The organism is Deferrisoma palaeochoriense, from assembly GCF_054656955.1.
The window spans coordinates 1-16,269 of record NZ_BAAHXI010000017.1 but is presented as its reverse complement, the minus strand read 5'-3'; the positions used below and the strand labels follow the sequence as shown (position 1 = coordinate 16,269).

At 69.8% G+C, this 16,269-nt stretch carries 11 protein-coding genes; 4 read left to right on the top strand and 7 right to left on the bottom strand.

Annotation, left to right across the window (positions count from 1 at the left end):
- Positions 1-67 precede the first annotated feature (67 nt).
- The 4 genes from ACYQ8L_RS06595 to ACYQ8L_RS06580 all read right to left on the bottom strand — a co-directional run bounded on the left by ACYQ8L_RS06595 (position 68) and on the right by ACYQ8L_RS06580 (position 6,888).
- Positions 68-670 carry a TlpA family protein disulfide reductase gene (locus tag ACYQ8L_RS06595; protein ID WP_459940989.1) on the bottom strand — a complete coding sequence of 201 codons (603 nt, stop codon included), beginning with the start codon at positions 668-670 and terminating at the stop codon, positions 68-70.
- A gap of 104 nt (positions 671-774) precedes the next feature.
- Positions 775-5,223 carry an efflux RND transporter permease subunit gene (locus ACYQ8L_RS06590; protein ID WP_459940988.1) on the bottom strand — a complete coding sequence of 1,483 codons (4,449 nt, stop codon included), beginning with the start codon at positions 5,221-5,223 and terminating at the stop codon, positions 775-777.
- On the bottom strand, positions 5,220-6,383 hold the full coding sequence (locus ACYQ8L_RS06585) for an efflux RND transporter periplasmic adaptor subunit (RefSeq protein WP_459940987.1): 1,164 nt from the start codon (positions 6,381-6,383) through the stop codon (positions 5,220-5,222). The genes ACYQ8L_RS06590 and ACYQ8L_RS06585 overlap by 4 nt, the downstream gene beginning before the upstream one ends.
- A 70-nt stretch (positions 6,384-6,453) precedes the next feature.
- The gene (locus ACYQ8L_RS06580) at positions 6,454-6,888 is read right to left on the bottom strand and encodes a MarR family winged helix-turn-helix transcriptional regulator (RefSeq protein ID WP_459940986.1); all 435 of its coding nucleotides are present in this window, start codon (positions 6,886-6,888) and stop codon (positions 6,454-6,456) included.
- Between the two features lie 188 nt (positions 6,889-7,076).
- On the opposite strand from ACYQ8L_RS06580, the gene ACYQ8L_RS06575 reads away from it, so the two are divergent.
- Together ACYQ8L_RS06575 and ACYQ8L_RS06570 are read left to right on the top strand one after the other, a co-directional pair.
- Positions 7,077-8,309 (top strand): multiheme c-type cytochrome, encoded by a 1,233-nt coding sequence (locus ACYQ8L_RS06575; protein ID WP_459940985.1) that lies wholly within the window; start codon positions 7,077-7,079, stop codon positions 8,307-8,309.
- A 349-nt stretch (positions 8,310-8,658) separates the two neighbouring features.
- Positions 8,659-8,853, top strand: a complete 195-nt coding sequence (locus tag ACYQ8L_RS06570) for a hypothetical protein (protein ID WP_459940984.1) — start codon at positions 8,659-8,661, stop codon at positions 8,851-8,853.
- A 19-nt stretch (positions 8,854-8,872) separates the two neighbouring features.
- Here ACYQ8L_RS06570 and ACYQ8L_RS06565 read toward each other — a convergent pair whose 3' ends face one another.
- The 3 genes from ACYQ8L_RS06565 to ACYQ8L_RS06555 all read right to left on the bottom strand — a co-directional run bounded on the left by ACYQ8L_RS06565 (position 8,873) and on the right by ACYQ8L_RS06555 (position 13,928).
- Positions 8,873-9,616: a DUF72 domain-containing protein gene (locus tag ACYQ8L_RS06565; RefSeq protein ID WP_459940983.1), complete on the bottom strand. Its 744-nt coding sequence runs from the start codon at positions 9,614-9,616 to the stop codon at positions 8,873-8,875.
- 3 nt (positions 9,617-9,619) lie between these two features.
- Entirely contained in the window at positions 9,620-11,872 is a 2,253-nt protein-coding gene (locus tag ACYQ8L_RS06560; RefSeq protein ID WP_459940982.1) for a DNA polymerase domain-containing protein, read from the bottom strand.
- Positions 11,873-12,542: 670 nt separating this feature from the next.
- A complete protein-coding gene (locus ACYQ8L_RS06555) occupies positions 12,543-13,928 on the bottom strand; it encodes a redoxin domain-containing protein (RefSeq protein WP_459940981.1) in 1,386 nt (461 codons plus the stop codon).
- Positions 13,929-14,417: 489 nt separating this feature from the next.
- Between ACYQ8L_RS06555 and ACYQ8L_RS06550 the strand changes: the two genes are divergently transcribed.
- Together ACYQ8L_RS06550 and hemG are read left to right on the top strand one after the other, a co-directional pair.
- Positions 14,418-15,302, top strand: coding sequence for a pseudouridine-5'-phosphate glycosidase (locus ACYQ8L_RS06550; RefSeq protein ID WP_459940980.1), 885 nt, complete (start codon positions 14,418-14,420; stop codon positions 15,300-15,302).
- Positions 15,303-15,528: 226 nt separating this feature from the next.
- Positions 15,529-16,269 (top strand): protoporphyrinogen oxidase (hemG, locus tag ACYQ8L_RS06545; protein ID WP_459940979.1); only part of this gene is annotated, 741 nt, incomplete at its 3' end.

Here is a 16,269-nt window from a genome sequence, read left to right as displayed (position 1 = left end):
AGGGAGTATGGGGGGCGGCGGGGCGCGCGGGAAGACGGGGCGGCTTTCCTACGCCGTCCCGCGGAATTTATTGGGCCGCTAGCTTTCCGATCTCGGCCTCGAGTTCCTCGGGCGCCACCTTGCCCTGGTGGCTCCAGCGCACGGTGCCCGAGGCGTCCACCAGGAACACGGCGGGGGTGCCGGTGACCCCGTAGGCCGCGGCCGTGACAAAGGTGCCCTGGACCTTTTCGTCCAGGGCGATGGGGGCCCCGATCCGGTTGAGGCGGGCGTAGTTTTCCACGGCCCGGGCCATCCGCTGGCCGTCCAGGTTCACCGTGATCACCCGGAGTCCCTTCTTTCCGTCAAGATCTGCGAAGTACGGCATCTCCTCCTGGCAGGGGGGGCAGAACATCGACCAGAACACCAGAAGCACCGGTCCGCCCTCCCCGGGCCGGAACGTCACGGGTTCGCCCGCTGGATCCGCGAGCACGAACGGTTCCGCCCGATCGCCGGGCCCGAGGAGGGGCCGCGCCGCCGCCTCCTGGGGGCAGGGCGCCTCTCCCTGTCCGCCACACTCCTCGTTGTCGAGAAGGCCGGCGGCCGGGACCCCTTGCATCTCTTGGGCGTTGGCAAGATGGCAAACGGGGACGGTCAGGGTCGCGGCGAACACGAGCCACGCCAAGGGGCGCATGGGGCACCTCCCTCGAAAGAGAAAAAAGCCACAACCGCGCCCGCCTTGTACCGCGTTTCCCCGCCCCGGGCAAGGGGTTCCCCGCCGGGGGAGGAGGCGCTGGGTCACGGGCCGGCCACGTCGGGCTCCCCCAGGCGTCCGGCCGCCAGGAACACTGCCAGTCGGGCGATCTCGGCTTCCCGCCGGGCCTGGCGCAGGAGGGCCTCGGCCTCCAGGAGGGCCGCTTCGGCGTCGAGCACGTCGTTGATCACTCCCTTGCCGGCGTCGTACTTGAGCCGTTCCACCCGCAGGGCCTCCTTGGCCTCCTCGACCGCCGAGCGGGTCGCGGCTTCCCGGGCACGGGCGCTTTCGAGCGACGCGAGGGCCTGGATGAGTTCCCGCCGGGCCGCAAGGCGCAGCCGGTCGCGTGCGGCCCGGGTCTCCACGGCCCGCGCCCGGGCCTGCCGGATCCGGCTCTGCCTGACCCCCCCGTCGAGCCACGGGAACGTGACCCGAAGCCCCACGACGGCGTCGTCCTCCCAAGGGTCGTCCTGCCCGTTCGGCGTCTGGGCCTCGGGATCGGGGGCGGCATAGAGGGCGTACGAGGCCTCCAGTTCCACCCGGGGATAGAGGGAACGGCGCGCCGCTAGGGCGGCGGCCTCGGCGGCCCGGACGCCCGCGTCGGCGGCCCGGAGATCCGGCCGGCCGGGATCGGGCTCCGCTGGGACCGGCGCGTCTGGGGCCACGGGCCGCGGGTCGGCGTAGGCCACGGCGGGCAGGCCCGGCCCGGTCCATCCCATGGCCTCGGCCAGGGAGGCCCGCAGGCTCTTTCGCTGGGCCTCGAGGGCCGCGATCCGGCTCTCCACCTGGGCGAGGCGCACCTTCACCTTGAGCGCGTCGATCCGGGCCGCCCTGCCCCGGGCCACCAGCGCCTCGGTGGTTTCGGCCAGGGCGGTCAGGCTCCGCCGGGTCGCCCGGGAGGCCTCCAGGAGGTCCTCGGTGGCCAGGACGCCCAGAAAGGCCTGGGAGGCGCGAAAGATCACCTCCTGGCGCCGACGGGCCTCCAGGCTTTCCTCGGCCTCCTTCCGGCCGAGGGCGGCCCGCACCCGGGCCGCCGTCTCCCCGAAATCCCAAACGAGCGCCCGGGCCAGCACCCCGGCCTGGGCCGCCCAGCGATCCGACCGCTGGACGTCCCCCGCCGCCCCGGGAATCAGGGCGTGTTCCTCCTGGGTCCACGTGAGGCCGCCCACGAGGTCGGCCCGGAGCCGGGTCGCGGCGGCCGACTCCTCCACGGCCGCGTCCTCGTGGTCCACCCGGGCCCGGGCCGCGGCGAGGTCCGGGTTGTGGGCCAGGGCGTAGGCCACGGCCGCGTCCAGGGTGAAGGGGCCGGGGTCTTCGGCCCGGGCGGCGCCGGCCACGACGAGGCAGGCCCCGATCGCCGCGGCCACCGCGCCCGCCCGCCGGCCCACGAACACCCGCCGCACGCCCGTGGCCAGGGAGTCGAGGACCGAGTAGATCACGGGCACGGCCACGGTGGTGACCACGGTCCCCACCAAAAGCCCGGCCCCGGCGGCGATGCCCAGGGGGCTCATCCGCTCGAGCCCCACGGCCATCTCGAAGATCAGCGGGGTGAACCCCACGATGGTGGATCCCGCGGTCATCAGGATTGGCCGTAGCCGAAGCCGCACGGCCTCCACGATCGCCTCGTCCTTGGGGGTCCCCTTCTTCCGGGCCTCGAGCACGAAATCCAAAAGGAGGATGGCGTTGTTCACGATGGTGCCGCCGAGCAGGATGATGCCCATGAAGGCGGGTTTGCAAAACGGCTTGTCGAACAGCAGCAGCCCCCACATGGCGCCGGCCACGGCCAAGGGGATCGAGGTCATGATCGTGATCGGATGACCGAACGACCGGAACATGGCCAGAAGGAGGATGTAGAGCAGCACGATCCCCACCACCAGGGCCCGGCCCATCTCCCCCTGGCTTTCGGCCATGTCGCGCACGGTGCCCGCCACGGTGAGGGTGTACCCCGCCGGCAGGGCGAGGCCCGAGAGCCGCTTCTTGGCCGCCGCCGTGACCTGGGCGATGGTGAGTTCCCGGTTGCCCGCCGTGATGTCGACGGTGGGCACGAGGTTCTCACGGGTGATGAACGGCTGGATCCGGCTGGTTTGGGTGGACGCCAACGACCGCAGGGGCACGAGACCCTTCACGGTGGGGATCACGGCCTCGGCCAGATCGGACGGGTCCGCCATCTGGTCGGCCCGGTACCGAACGCGGATCGGGATGTCCAGGTACCCGGACAGGCGAAGCCGGGTGGCGGGGATCCCCTGGACCGCCGCCCGAAGGGTCTGGGCCACCTCCTCGGGGGAGGTGCCGTAGAGCCTCGCGAGGGCCGGGTCCACCCGGACATCGGTCTGGGGTTTGTCGAGGTACCAGCTCCGGCGCAGATCCACCATGCCCGGGGTGCCCCGCAGCCGCGCGATCACCTCATCCGCCAGGGTGTCGAGCACCCGGGGATCCGGACCAGACAGGATCAGGTCGAAGGGGGCCTTGGTGGTGGAAACGGGGGTGGCCCCGTACTCCGACACCCGGAACGTGCGCACGCCCGGGACGGTCCGGAGCGCCTCCCTCCACCGATCCTCGATCTCCCAGATCGTGTCCGAGCGCCGGGTGCGATCCACCAGGGTCACCGTGAGCCGGGCCGTCTGGGTGGTGGCGCCCCCGCCCCCGAAGCTCACCGCGCCGGGCTCCGAACCCACCACGGAGGAGATCTTCTCCACCCCGGGGGTTTGGCGGATCATCCGCTCGACCCGCGCCAGGGTGGCCTCCACCTCCCGGGGGCGGGCCGAGGCGTCGGTGTCGAACTCCACGATGGCGATCCCGGTGTCCATGGGGGGCATCTCCTCGGCCCCCAGGAGCGGTTTGATCTGGGCCCGGGTGACCGCCAGGAAGGCCACCATGGCGGCCAGAAACAGCCAACGGTGTCGGAGTCCCAGGCGCACGAGGCCGACGTAGAGGCGGGTCAGGTGGTCCACGCCCCAGCCCACCGGGGAGACCAAGCGCTCGAGCCAGTTCTTCCGCGTTTGGGACCCGGCGAGCAACCGGGAGGCCACGATCGGGACCACGGTGAGCGAGATGAGCAGGGAGGCGACCAGGGTCGAGATGATCATGAGGTTCAGGGGGCCCATGATGCGGCCGGTGAACCCCTTGGTGAACAACACGGGCACGAGCACCACGACGGTGGTGAGCATCCCGGCGGTGATGGCCAGGGCGACCTCCTCGGTGCCCTCGATCGCCGCCCGGCGCGCATCCGGCACATCCATGGCGGCGTAGTGCCGGTACACGTTCTCCAACACGACGATCGAGGCGTCGACCACCATCCCCACGGCGATGATCAGCCCCGACAGGGTCACCATGTTGAGCGTGTGGGGGCTGAACCACAGGACCACCAGCGAGGTCAGGAACGACAGGGGAATCGAGACGCTCACCACGGCGGCGGCCCGCAAATCGGAAAGGAAGAGGAAAATCACACCGACGGTGAGGGCTACGGCCTGCCACAGCGAGGCGCGCATGCCGTGCACGTTGATGTCGATGATCGGCTGCTGGTCGTCGGTGATGGAAACGGTGAGATCGGGGTAACGCCGCTCGAGTTCCGGGAGGGCCGCCTTGGCGTTGCGAATGGCCTCCACCGTGTTGCCCCCGTCGGCCCGCAGGAGGTTGAGCGCGATGGCCGGTTCGCCGTTGCCGTGGTAGAAGCTGCGGGGGTCGGCCTCGGCGAGGGAGACCCGGGCCACGTCGGCCAGGCGCACCTGGCGGCCGTCGGGGGTGGAGGCGATGGGCAGGTCCTCCAGGGCGCGGGTGTCGGGGAACTCGCCCGACACCCGCACCAGATATTCCCCCTTGTCCCCGTAGATCACCCCGGCGGGGCTGGAGACGTTTTGTCGGGACAACCGGGCCAACACCTGGCCCAGGGAGAGACCCCGGGCCGACAGGGCGTCCCGGTCGACGGCCACGACCACCTCCGGCTGGTGCCCCCCGAACACGTCCACGTCGGCCACGCCGGGCACGCCGAGGAAGAAGTCCTTGATGTCGTTCTCGGCCAGGAGCCGCACGTCCCCCAAGGTTTTCAGGCTTCCCGGCTTGGGCCGCACGGCCAGCGTGAGGATCGGGCGGTTGGCGTCGGTGATGCGGTAGATGCGGGGTTCCAGGGCGTCGGGGGGCAGCTCCCCCCGGACCCGGGCCACGGCGTTCTGGACGTCCACCACGGCCTCGCCCACGGGTTTTTCGTACACGAACTCGGCGTTGATGGACGAAACCTCGTCCCGGGAGGTGGACACGATGCGCTTGAGGCCGGAGAGGGTGTTGAGTTCCTTTTCTAGGATCTGGGTGATCTTGTCGGCCACGTCGTCGGCGGAGGCACCCGGCTCCACCGTGACCACCACCACCTGGGGGGGCACCGTGTCGGGGAAGAGGTCGGTGGGGGTGCGCACGAACGCGAACGCGCCCAGGGCCACCACCACCAGGGACAGCGCGAGCACCGTGTAGGGGTTGCGAAGGGCAAAGCGGGTGAGATTCATCGGACCACCTCCACGGATTCCCCGGCGGCCAGCCGGTTCCAGCCGAGGTAGGTGCTCACCACCACCTCGGTGCCGGGTTCCAACCCCTCCACGGCGGCAAGCCCCTGCCGGACGAGGAGGCTTCGCACGGGCCGGGGCCGGGTCCTGCCGTCGACCACCGTGAACACGGCCGTCCCCCCGTCGGGGGTGGGCACTAGGGCTGTCTCGGGCACGAGCACGGCCCCCTCGACCCGGCGGAGCACCGCGTCTAAGGGGTGAAAGGTGCCGGAGGCCAGGGGGGCGTCAGCCGGGGCGTAGGCCTCCATCGTCCGGGTCCGGTCGGGATTCAGGGACGGATATTCCCGGTCGACCCGCAGGTCGAGGCCGAGATCCGCCAGGCGCACCGGGGTGCCCTTCCGGATCTTCCCCAGGTCGGTTTGGGGTACGTCGAAAACGACCCTCCACCGCGAGGTGTCTTCCACGGCCAGGAGGGGTTTGCCCGGGACGGCGAGGTCCCCGGGGTCGGCGAGTCGGTGGGACACGACGCCGGAGAAGGGGCTGCGGATGCGGGTGTAGGCGAGCCGGGCGGCCACCTCGGCCCGGCGGTGTCGGAGGGACCTCACCTGCTCGCGGGCCGCCGCGAGGGCTTTCCGGCCCGCCTCGAGGCGGCCCAGGGCCTCGTTGCGGCGGTCGGCGGTGGCGTCGGCTGCGGCCTGGGCGATCGCGCCCTCACGGGCCAGCGTGGCGTCCCGTTGGGCTTCCCGTTCCCAGTAGGCCGCGGTCTTTTCGAGGGAGGCCACCGTGGCGGCCTGGGCCTCGACCTGGGCCTCGGCCTGGGCGATCTGGGCATCCACCGCAGCCAACGCGCTCCGGATCTCCGCGTCGTCGAGCACCGCGAGCACCTGGCCGTTCCGCACCGACTCCCCCTCCCGCACCGAAACGTCGGTCACCGTGGCCGTCACCTGTGACGAGAGTTCGGCGCGTTGCCAGGGTTCCACCCGGGCCAGAAACGACCGGCGCTCTTCGAGGTTGCCCTCCGTTGCCGCGGCCACCCGCACCGGCGTGGGCCGCAGGGTGGGGGCGGGGGCGGACGCCACCCGGGCGCGCTTGTTCTTGACGACGATCGCGCCCCCGACGGCCAGGGGAACCAGGACCAGGGCGAGAAGAAGGATGCGTCGCATGGGGCCCTCCATTTGTTAACGTGTTCGCGGTTGGCTAGCTAACGATTTGGGCGACAAAAAAGGGCGCACGTCACGGTCCCCGGAGATTTGCCCGGATCCGCTCCAGGGTCTCGATGGTGCGGCGGATCTCGTCGCCGGGGATGCCCCGGTACGCGTCCCGTAGGAGGCCCCGGGCATGCTCGGAAAGTTGGTCCCACACGGCCAGGGCCTTCTTCGTGGGGGCGACCAGGTTCACCCGGCGGTCGGCCTGGTCGGGTCGGCGTTCCACCCACCCGTCCCGCTCCATCCGGTCGATCAGTCGCACGGCCGAGGCCGGGGTGATGCCGAGGTGGGCCGCGAGTTCCGCCTGGGGCATCGGGCCCAGGCCCACCAGGTGGGCCAGCGCCATGAACTGGGCCCGGCTGACCCCCGACCCCCGCAACCGCCGCTCCAGGGCGGCGGTGAAGGCCCGGAACGTCAGCGAGCACTGGAATCCGACGCTTTCCCGCGGGTTGAACGCGCTCATGGGGTCCTCCGAGTGGGTGATGGTTGCCATGCTAATAATGTGCCCGGTGGGTGTCAAGATGTTTTTTCCGCCCTTGAGGGACCGGGGTCCCGTGCCGATCAGGGGGATACGCTGGTCCCGGCCGGGGGAGTTGGGTATCCTGCGGTTCCGCTCTGGAATGGTTCTCGTCGGTTGAGGGAGGTCGTGCGGTGCGAAAGCGGGCGCTGATCGCGTGGGCGTTGGGGATCTGGACGATCGGGGTGGCCGGGGTGGCCCGGGCCGAACACGGGGGACTCCCGGGGTACGCCGGGAGCGACGCCTGCGCGGCGTGCCACCCGGACGTGTACGCCCAGTGGCGTCTCACGCCCCACGCGCGCATGCTCGTGGACGCCGAGCGGGACCCCTTCGCCGTGCTGGCCACCGATTTCCACGAGGGGATCCCCTTTGGCCCCGAGGACATCGCCTACACGGTGGGCAGCCACTGGATCCAGAAATACCTCACCCGGATCGATGGCGTGCTCTATGTGCTTCCCAAGTACTGGAACATCGCCGAGCGGCGGTGGGAGCCCTACTCCATCTGGAACTGGCGGGAGCAGCCCTACAACGTGTACTGCGACGGGTGCCACACGGTGGGGTTCGATCCGGAGACCCAGACCTTTTTCGAGCCCGGGGTGGGATGCGAGGCCTGCCACGGACCGGGCCAGAAACACGTGGAGACCGGCGGGCGGCTCTCGGAGATCGTGAATCCCGCCAACCTGGACCGGGACCGGGCCATGATGGTGTGTATGGCCTGTCACACCGACGGCATGGACAAGGCCACGGAGACCTACCCGTTTCCGGTGGGGTACAAGCCCGGCGAGGACCTCAACGACTACTACACCGAGTTCTTCATGCCCAAGCCCAAGAGCAAATCCTGGTACTGGGGCACCATGGATTTCCGGGAACGAAAGCGCATGTGGTACTTCTTCCAGTCCAAGTTCTACTCCACCAACCGGGCCTGTGAGGTGTGCGGGTTCGACCGGGGCATCAGCCACAAGGCCGAACGCTACATGACCCGCAGCGAGTACTGCGGCACCTGCCACAAATTCCGGTACGAGAAGTTCGTGGCCCATTCGGGCCACCGGCCCGAGAAGGTGGAATGCACGGACTGCCACGTGCCCGAGATGGCCAAGGGGCCCACCTACTCGATCCACGACCACAAATTCGATTTCAGCCAGCCCAAACCCGCCTGCACCGAATGCCACGAACCCGGATCGGTGGAAGGCGAGGAGTGCGGATACCACACCCCGGACTTCCACCTGAAGCCGGTCAAGTACCCCCGGGAGATGACCACGGTGGAAACCTGCGTGTGGTGCCACAACGAGAATCTCAAGGAGACCCGGGACGAGGGATGGGCCCGGCAGAGCATCCGGGAGATCGTCGACCGGTTCTTGGTGGAATAACACACCCCCTGGGTGATTTGACCCCATGCCTTGGGCGAACGGTCACCGGATCGCCGCCCCCGCGGGTGGCGGTTCCCCCTGCCGAAGGAGTTCCAAGTCCTTTCCGCTAGGACGCTGGGAGGCTGGGACGCTAGGAAGCAAAACCCTCTGTGATTCCAGCCTCTCAGTTCGCCCCACCCTGCGGGGGCGGCCTCGGTATCAGGGATCAGAATTCAGAGGGCAGCTGTCAGGGGACCCCTGTTCTCTGTCGTCGATCCTCTGGCTCTTGGCACGGGCGCCGCTCGACCTGATGTGGCACGGTTCGTGCTGGTGCTTGTGGGTATAATCGCAAGCGCGAGGAGGAGCGACCATGGATCGGAACGATCGGATCGTGCGGTTCCAGGAGGTGCTCGACCGGGTGGCCCGCAGCGGCCGGGGAGAGCTCGTGAACGAGGCGGAAATTCCCGCCGTGTCGGAGTGGTACCGGCTGGAGAGCCACGGGTGCGTGGTCCGGGTGGACCGGGGCCGGTGGTGGGTGCTTCCCCCAGCCCGGCGGGTCGCCTGAGCCGGGGCCACGCCGCCGTTCACCCGGGGGCGGTTCCCCCGTCCAGTAACCCGATCAGGCGGGCCGCGTCCCGAGGCGCGGCCCCGCCCGCGTCGTTGTTGAAGTAGGCGTAGACCTCCAGGCCTTGACCGAGGACCGTTTTGATCCACCGGGCCCAGGGCCGAAGCCCCTCCACCCCGTACTCTCCTCGGTACCCTCCCCCGGGTCCGTGAAACCGTAAGTACGCGAAGGGCCCCGTAACCTCCCGGGCGCTGCCCCCTGCGGCGTGGTCGTGCACCACGAGGGTCCAACCCAGCTCCCTCAGGGTTTCCCGCACCTCCCCGGGTGCCTCGGTTCCCCGCAGTTCGACCGCCACGGCGAGCCCCCGGGGGCAGGCCCGCGCCGTTTCGCGCAGGCGCTCCGGAGAGGGCGCCCATCCGGGCGGAAACTGGAGGAGAAGGGGCCCCCGCTTGGCGCCGAGCGGGGCGAGGGCCTCCAGAAGGCGGCCCAGGCGGCCTGCGGGGTCCCGCAACCGTGCCGTGTGGGTGAGGAGGCGGCTTCCCTTGACCGCGAACCGGAAGCCCTCGGGGACGGCCCGGGCCCACCCCGCCACATGCTGGGGCTTGGGGAGGCCGTAAAACGTGCGGTTCACCTCCACGGTTTGAAACCGGCGGGCGTAGAAGGCGAGCCATTCGTGCTGGGGCACGCCGGCGGGGTAGAACGTTTCGCGCCAGTGCGGATATGCCCACCCCGAGGTGCCGATCCAGGCGCGGGCCGATCCCACCGCCTATCCCTCGTCGAAGAGTCCCGGCTGCCGGCCTTTGGGGCCGTCGTCCCGATCCCAGAACGGACGAAACTTGCGGTACAGGGCCTCGAGTTTCGCGGCGTAGTAAGCGGTGTTCTCGTCGGGATGGGCCGGGTCCCATTCCGAGGCGAGCCGGGCCGCCTCGAACACGCGCACCTTGGGGGAATCGCCCGTCACGTAGTAGGTCACCTGGTCCCCGGGACGGTAGGGGCGGCCCGAGGCCAGGGCCAGCTCGTAGGCGGCCGAGGCGTTGCGGGCGTTTCGCTCCCGTTTTTTCCGGTACACCTCCAGGCTGTCGCGGAGCGTCTCGGTCTTGGCGAACCACTCCGGGGTCCACCGGTGGGCCCGCAGGTCCTCCAGGAACCGCTCCTTAATTTTCGGGATCTCGTCGGCCCGGCCTTCGAGGAGCGCCCGGAACATCTCCTCCAGAAACACCCGTTGGAACTTCTCGATCCCCCTCGAGCGAAGCCCCGAGCCCCGGATCTGGAGCTCCCCGTCCTCGGTGAGGAGTACATAGTTTTTGGGCCTGTAGGAGAACATGGCGCGGTACCGGCCGGCGAACTCGAGCTCGATGCCCTCTGGAAGGGCCGAGCCGAGGTCCCGCACGAACTCCTCCTCCCGGTCCAGGGCTTCCGGCGGCGGAACAAAATAGACCCCGTCGGTGTCCACCTCCACGGGTTGGGCCCCCCGGCGGCGCAGTTCCTCGAGCACCAACCGGATCAGCCGCCGGCCCTCGGCCGCGACCCGCTCGGCCGCGTCGAAGTCGGCGAAGTGGCCCTGGGGGAATCCCAGGTATCCGTAAAACGAGTTGATCAGGACCTTGAAGGTCGACTGGAGGGCGTCGAAGAAGCTGCGCTCCTGCGGCGGGGCCGCGCGGGCCCGGTCCTTTGCCTCCAGGCGCCGCCGGGTGAGATCCCGAAGGAGATCCAGGAACACGTCGAGGTCGTCCTTGGACGGCCGGATGCCGAAGACGAGCAGGATCGAGGGGTAGAGGCTCCGGACGTCGCACTGGACCACGGGCCCGACGACGCCGGTCACGAACACGTCGGTGTACCCTCCGGCGAACGAGCGCTTCGGCGGGGGTTTGGGAGCGGCGTGGCGTTGCCGTAGGTATTCGCGAAGCAGGAGGGCGTCGATTCGGGTCGCCGTGCCCCGGACCACCGTGTTCTGGTGGGAAAAGGGGAACATCTGGGCCTGATGGAAATGGCTTTGGCCGAGCACCCGGGCGATCTCTCGGGTTTCCCGCACGTCGTCGAGGCCGTAGTGCACCAGGGTTTCCATGTCGGCGTCCGCCAGCCCCGCAAGTTCCCCCCCGGCCACGTAGGTCCGTTCGTCGGAGGCGAGGCCGAGGTGGCGGGCCACCGATTTGAGTCCGAAGTCCGGGAGTTCGCGGGTCGTCACGTCGTAAAGCTGCACGAGAAAGAGGGTGTCGATCACCTGCCGGCCGTACACGTCGTACCGGGTGTAGGCCACGATCCGCTCCGCTGCCGAGAACTGGCTCGACCGGGACCGTACCGCCGAACCGTCGCGGCCCCAGGTGAGCCGGAGACCGTGCCGCCTCGCCCGGGCTTCCAGGTAGGGCAGGTCGAAGTTGAAGAGGTTGTGTCCCTCGATCACGTCGGGGTCGCGCTCCGCCACGAGGCGGTTGAGTTCGGCGATCATCTCCGCCTCGTCCAAGCGGTCGGAGCGCAGGCTCGCCTCCCATCCCGTGGAGTCGGCCAGGCTGACCAAGGTGATCCGGTCGGCCTCGCGCTCAGGGTTCGGGAACTCGAACCCGGGGGTCACCGTGGTCTCGATGTCGATCTGGAGACGCAGGAGATCGTCGAACCGAAGCCCCTTGTAAAACGTGCGGCCGCTCCACATCAGGTACTGCTGTACCGGGTCGGCGATCCAGTAGAACGGCCCGTCGAGGCTCCGGGGCGACTTTCCTGTGATCTTCCCCAGGCGGGTGACGGCGCGGGAGAGGTCGTCCCAGGAAGGGAACAGGGCGAGGGCCCGGTAGTCCCAGGGGCCGTCGAGGCCGAGGACCTCCACCGGGGCCGCCCACGCCCCGAGGAGTTCCGGGGACTCGATGTACAGGAACGGCGGCCAGGTGTCCGTCTCCCGGAGGAGTTCGCCCCCGTTTCGGCGGAACACGGTGACCCGGTTTCCGCCGTCGAACTCCACGGCGACGATCCCGGCCGTGGGATCGGCGCCCCACAGGGCGGGGTTTTCGTGGGATGGGCCGTCGGGCATGGGGAGGTCCTGGGAGGTTCGTTCGGCTCGCCTCCCGAAAGATTGCCATCTTCGGGCCGGCGCGCAACCCAACGAAAACGGGCCGGCTGGGCCGGCCCGTCGGAAGCTGCCGCAGGCCGCGGGGCGGCCTGTTCGCAAAAACAAACCCGGCGTCAATACAGGCGCGCAAGGAGATCGCGAGGGCATGGGGCCTGCTTCCGGCAGTGCGTGAGTGCGGCATCCGGCTTACGCTGCATCCGGCACTCAGCCGGATGGACGGAACGACTCAGAAACTCTGGGCGTTTCGTCAGTCCGCTTGGCCGGAAGAGTCCCAGTCGTTGTCTGAGTGCCGGATGCAGCGACTGTAGGAGCCACGCCCGGCGCTCCAGCAGGCCCCATGCCCCCGACCGTGTCTTAGCCGCCGGAGTAATAACTTCCCCCTCGGCCACACGGTGGGCCGCCGCCGTTTGGACCACGGGACCGGAGACCGTGCCGGGTGCCAGAAGACAGACGACAGAGGACAGGGGGGGCTCTGACCTCTGGTCTCTGAATTCTGGCCCCTGAACCGGCAGTCGCTCCCACGGGTTGGCCGACGCGATGACGCCGGAATCCCGAATGTTCTTAGCCGCCTAGCTGCCGAGCAGCCCAGCCGCCTAGCCGAAGTTGCTTGGAGGGCGCAACCGTGGGCGGATTACTCGCCGGAGCGCAGTTTCTTGAGCATCTCGAGGGCTTTGCCCTTCATGGCCGGCCCCTCCGGGATCCCGATCAGGGCGTCCACGACCCGGGCCAGGGTCTGGGTCGCCGCCTCCGCCTGGCCGGCGGCCAACTGGGCCTCGGCCCGGCTCAGGTAGGCCAGGGGAGAGGTTGGATCGTGGGGCGCCGCCGCCTGCTCCGGTCCTCCCTCGGCAGGCTGGGGTTCGGAACCCCCGACCTGCCCTTCCGGTTCGCCTTCCGGATGCGATTCGGAAACCCCCGTCGGCTTCTCCGGTTCGGCTTCGGCCTCGCCCGAGGTCGCATCGGTCGGGCTACCTTCCACCCCTTGGGGCGCGGTCGCCGCCGCCTCTTCCTTCGGTTGGGCGGGCGATTCGGCCGCCGGTTTCTCGGCGGCGCTCGCACCCTGGCTCTCGTCCAGGGGGGGAAGCCGGGGGAGGTCCTCGTCCTCGGTGTAGGAGACAGCCTTCTTGGCCAGCTCGAGGGCCTTGGGCACGTCGCCCTCCTCCAGGGCGAAGTGGGCCAGCCCGGCGAGCCCGAGGGGAACGGTCTCGTCGAGTTCCACGGCCTTCGCGAACGCCTCCTTCGCCGAGGCCTTGTCGGCTTTGCCCTGGCGGGACAGGGCCAGCAAAATGGCGCCCTGGAGGGCCTGGGCGTCGGGGAAGTTGGGGTCCTGGGCGAGCACTTTCTTGAGCTTGCGCTTGGCCTTCGAAAGTTGGCCACGCTTGAACAGCGTCTTCGCCAGGCCGTACTGGAGCATTACCGGTTTGGCGGCCTCGTAGCGTTTTCGCTTGGGCTTGGCCGCAGCGGCGACCTGCTCCTCGAGCCCGAGGGCCTTCATGACCTGATCGCGCATGTCCTGATAGGCACTCGTGGGGTGGCCCGAGAACTCGTAGATCACCTGGAGGTCCTTCCCGAGGAACGCGGTGGCCGGAGTGGCGATCACCCCCCAGGCGTTGTACTGTTCCAGGTCGCGGTCGAGGAGCACCGGCAGATCGAGCCCGTTTTCCTGGAACGCGGCCCGGATCCGGGCCTCCAGGTCCGAGGGGGCGTTTTGCCCCTCGGCGTTGACGGTGAGGACCCGCAACCCCTTGTCCCCAAACTCCTCTTTGAGTTTCTGGAGGTCTTGAAGGAGCGGGATCGACCGGGGGCTCCACAGGGCCCAGAACGCGAGGATGGTGAGGGGGCCGTCCCGGTAGTCCTCGAGGTTCACGGGGTTGCCGTCGAGGTCGTTCAGGGTGAAGGCGGGGGCGGGTTCACCCGTATGGACCCTCTTGAACGCCGCGGCCGACGTGGAGTCCAGCCCGACCACGAAGAGGCACAGGGCCACCAGCAGTACAAAACTCGTCCCTCTCGTGCCGCGCATCCAAAACCTCCTTCGGGTTCGAGAGAATCGCCGGGCGAAGCCTAGCACCCGGGAACCGCGGCTTCAACCGCGGGTTTGGCCGCCGGGGCGTGGGTCGAAACGAGTGTCGGGGCGCCCCCGGCTGGAGGATCGGGGGGCGGGGCCCACACCCCGACGGTGAGACCCCTTTTCGGCAGGAGAGGGCGCACCCTTTACTAAGACCAACGGAAGTATCGTCAGATTGCCGGGGTTGCTACGGAAACCCGCGGGTGGGGGACTGGTGGAGAGCCGGGTGCGGCCCCTTACCTCGCCGCGCCCTCACCACGCCGGGATCGCTTGGGAAGATCCGGAACGTCCGCCACCGTCGCCCCGGCCTGCCGAGCCGACAACGGCATGGAAAGGGGCGACCGTAGGAGCCACGCCCGGCGCACCAGAAGGCCCCATGCCCCGGGCCGTGCCTATTTAGCCGCTGGAGCAATAACCCGGCACACCCGGGCAGGGAGGGAGCAGGTGATCGAGATCGCACCTTGGGTGAGGGATTCGCTGGCCTCGGGCCGCCCGGTCGTGGCCCTGGAGACGGCCGTGGTGACCCATGGGCTCCCGCGGCCGGTGAACCTGGAGGCGTACGAGGAGATGGGCGCCGCGGTTCGGGCGGCCGGGGCCGCGCCGGCGCCGGTGGGGGTGGTGGAGGGCCGGGTCCGGGTGGGACTCGCCCCGGAGGAGATCCGGCGCCTGGCCGAGGGGCCGGCCGAAAAGGCGGGGCTGGCGGACCTCCCGGCGCTCGCCGCCCGGGGGGCTTCGGCCGGAACCACGGTGGCGGCCACCCTGTGGGCGGCCCACCGGGCGGGGATCCGGGTGTTCGCCACCGGGGGCATCGGGGGGGTCCACCGGGGGTGGAACCGGTTGCCGGACGTGTCCGGGGACCTCCCGGCTCTCGCCCGGTTCCCCTTGTGCGTGGTGTGCTCCGGGGCGAAGGTGGTGCTGGACCTCGCCGCCACCCGGGAGGCCCTGGAGACGGCCGGGGTCCCGGTGGTGGGGTACCGCACCGATCGGTTTCCCGCTTTCGTATGTGCCGATGCCGGGTTCCCGGTTCGCTACCGGGCCGAGGGGCCCGGGGAGGTGGCCCGCGTGGTCCAATGCCGCGACGGGCTGGGGCTTTCCACCGCGGTGTTGGTGGTGAACCCTCCCCCCGCCGGACACGCCATGCCCCGGGAGGTGGTGGAAGGGGTGCTTGCCGACGCGGGGGGAGGCGAAGGGGGAGGGGAGGTGACGCCCCACCTCCTTTCCGGCCTCGCCGAGGCGACCGAGGGGGCCACCCTGGCCGCGAACCGAGCCCTACTGGTGGCGAACGCAGGTCTGGCCGCCGAGATCGCGCGGCACCTCTCCGGCGCTTGACCCGCCCGCGCTGTGCCCGTATCGTCGGCATTCCGCGGGTGGAGGGGTATGGCCGGCGGAAACGGCCTCGCGGCCGCGAGGCCGTTTCCGGAGGTCGGTTGCGGTTTTCTCGCAGCCGCGTGTCCGGGCCGCGAAGCCGGAAAGAGCCCGCTACGGCGGTGCAAGGGATGCAGTCCAGAAGGAACCGCGAAAGCCTTTGGGTTCCGACGTTCCAGCGGACACAACCATGAAACGAGTGATCGTGATCGGAGGGGGGCTCTCGGGGCTCTCCGCGGCCTGGGCCGTTATGCGGGCCGCCCGCGAGGCGGGGGTGAACGCCGACGTGACGGTGTGCGAGCGGGAGCCCGTGCCCGGGGGCAAGATCCGCTCCGAGCGGGTCGGGGGATACCTGTGCGAGGCCGGCCCCAACGGGTTTCTCGACAACAAGCCGAGCACGCTCGCGGTGTCCCGGGCCGTCGGGCTGGGGGAACGGCTCCTCCGGTCCCGGGACGAGGCCCGCAAGCGGTTTGTGTTCGCGGGGGGCCGGCTCCGGCAGCTTCCCGAAGATCCGATGAGCTTTCTCGCCTCGGATGTCTTGAGCATCCGGGGGAAACTCCGGCTCGCGGCGGAGTTCCTCTTGCCCCAGGGCGATCCCGAAGAGGACGAGAGCGTCGCGGCCTTCGTGCGGCGGCGCCTCGGCGAGGAGGCCCTCGACCGGCTGATCGACCCGATGGCCGCAGGGATCTACGCGGGCGACCCCGAGGTGATGAGCCTTCGGAGCTCGTTCCCCAAGGTGTACCAGCTCGAGCAGCGGTTCGGCGGGCTCCTGCGGGGCATGATGGAGATGCGGAAGATGGCCGCGGGCGCCCGCGCCCCCCGGCCCGCGGGCCCCGGGGCCGGGGGGGGGGGGGGCTGTTTTAAAAAAAAAACACCCCCCCACAACAAAAATCAGATATATGATTTCGGCTTTTGTTTGTTAAAAAATTGG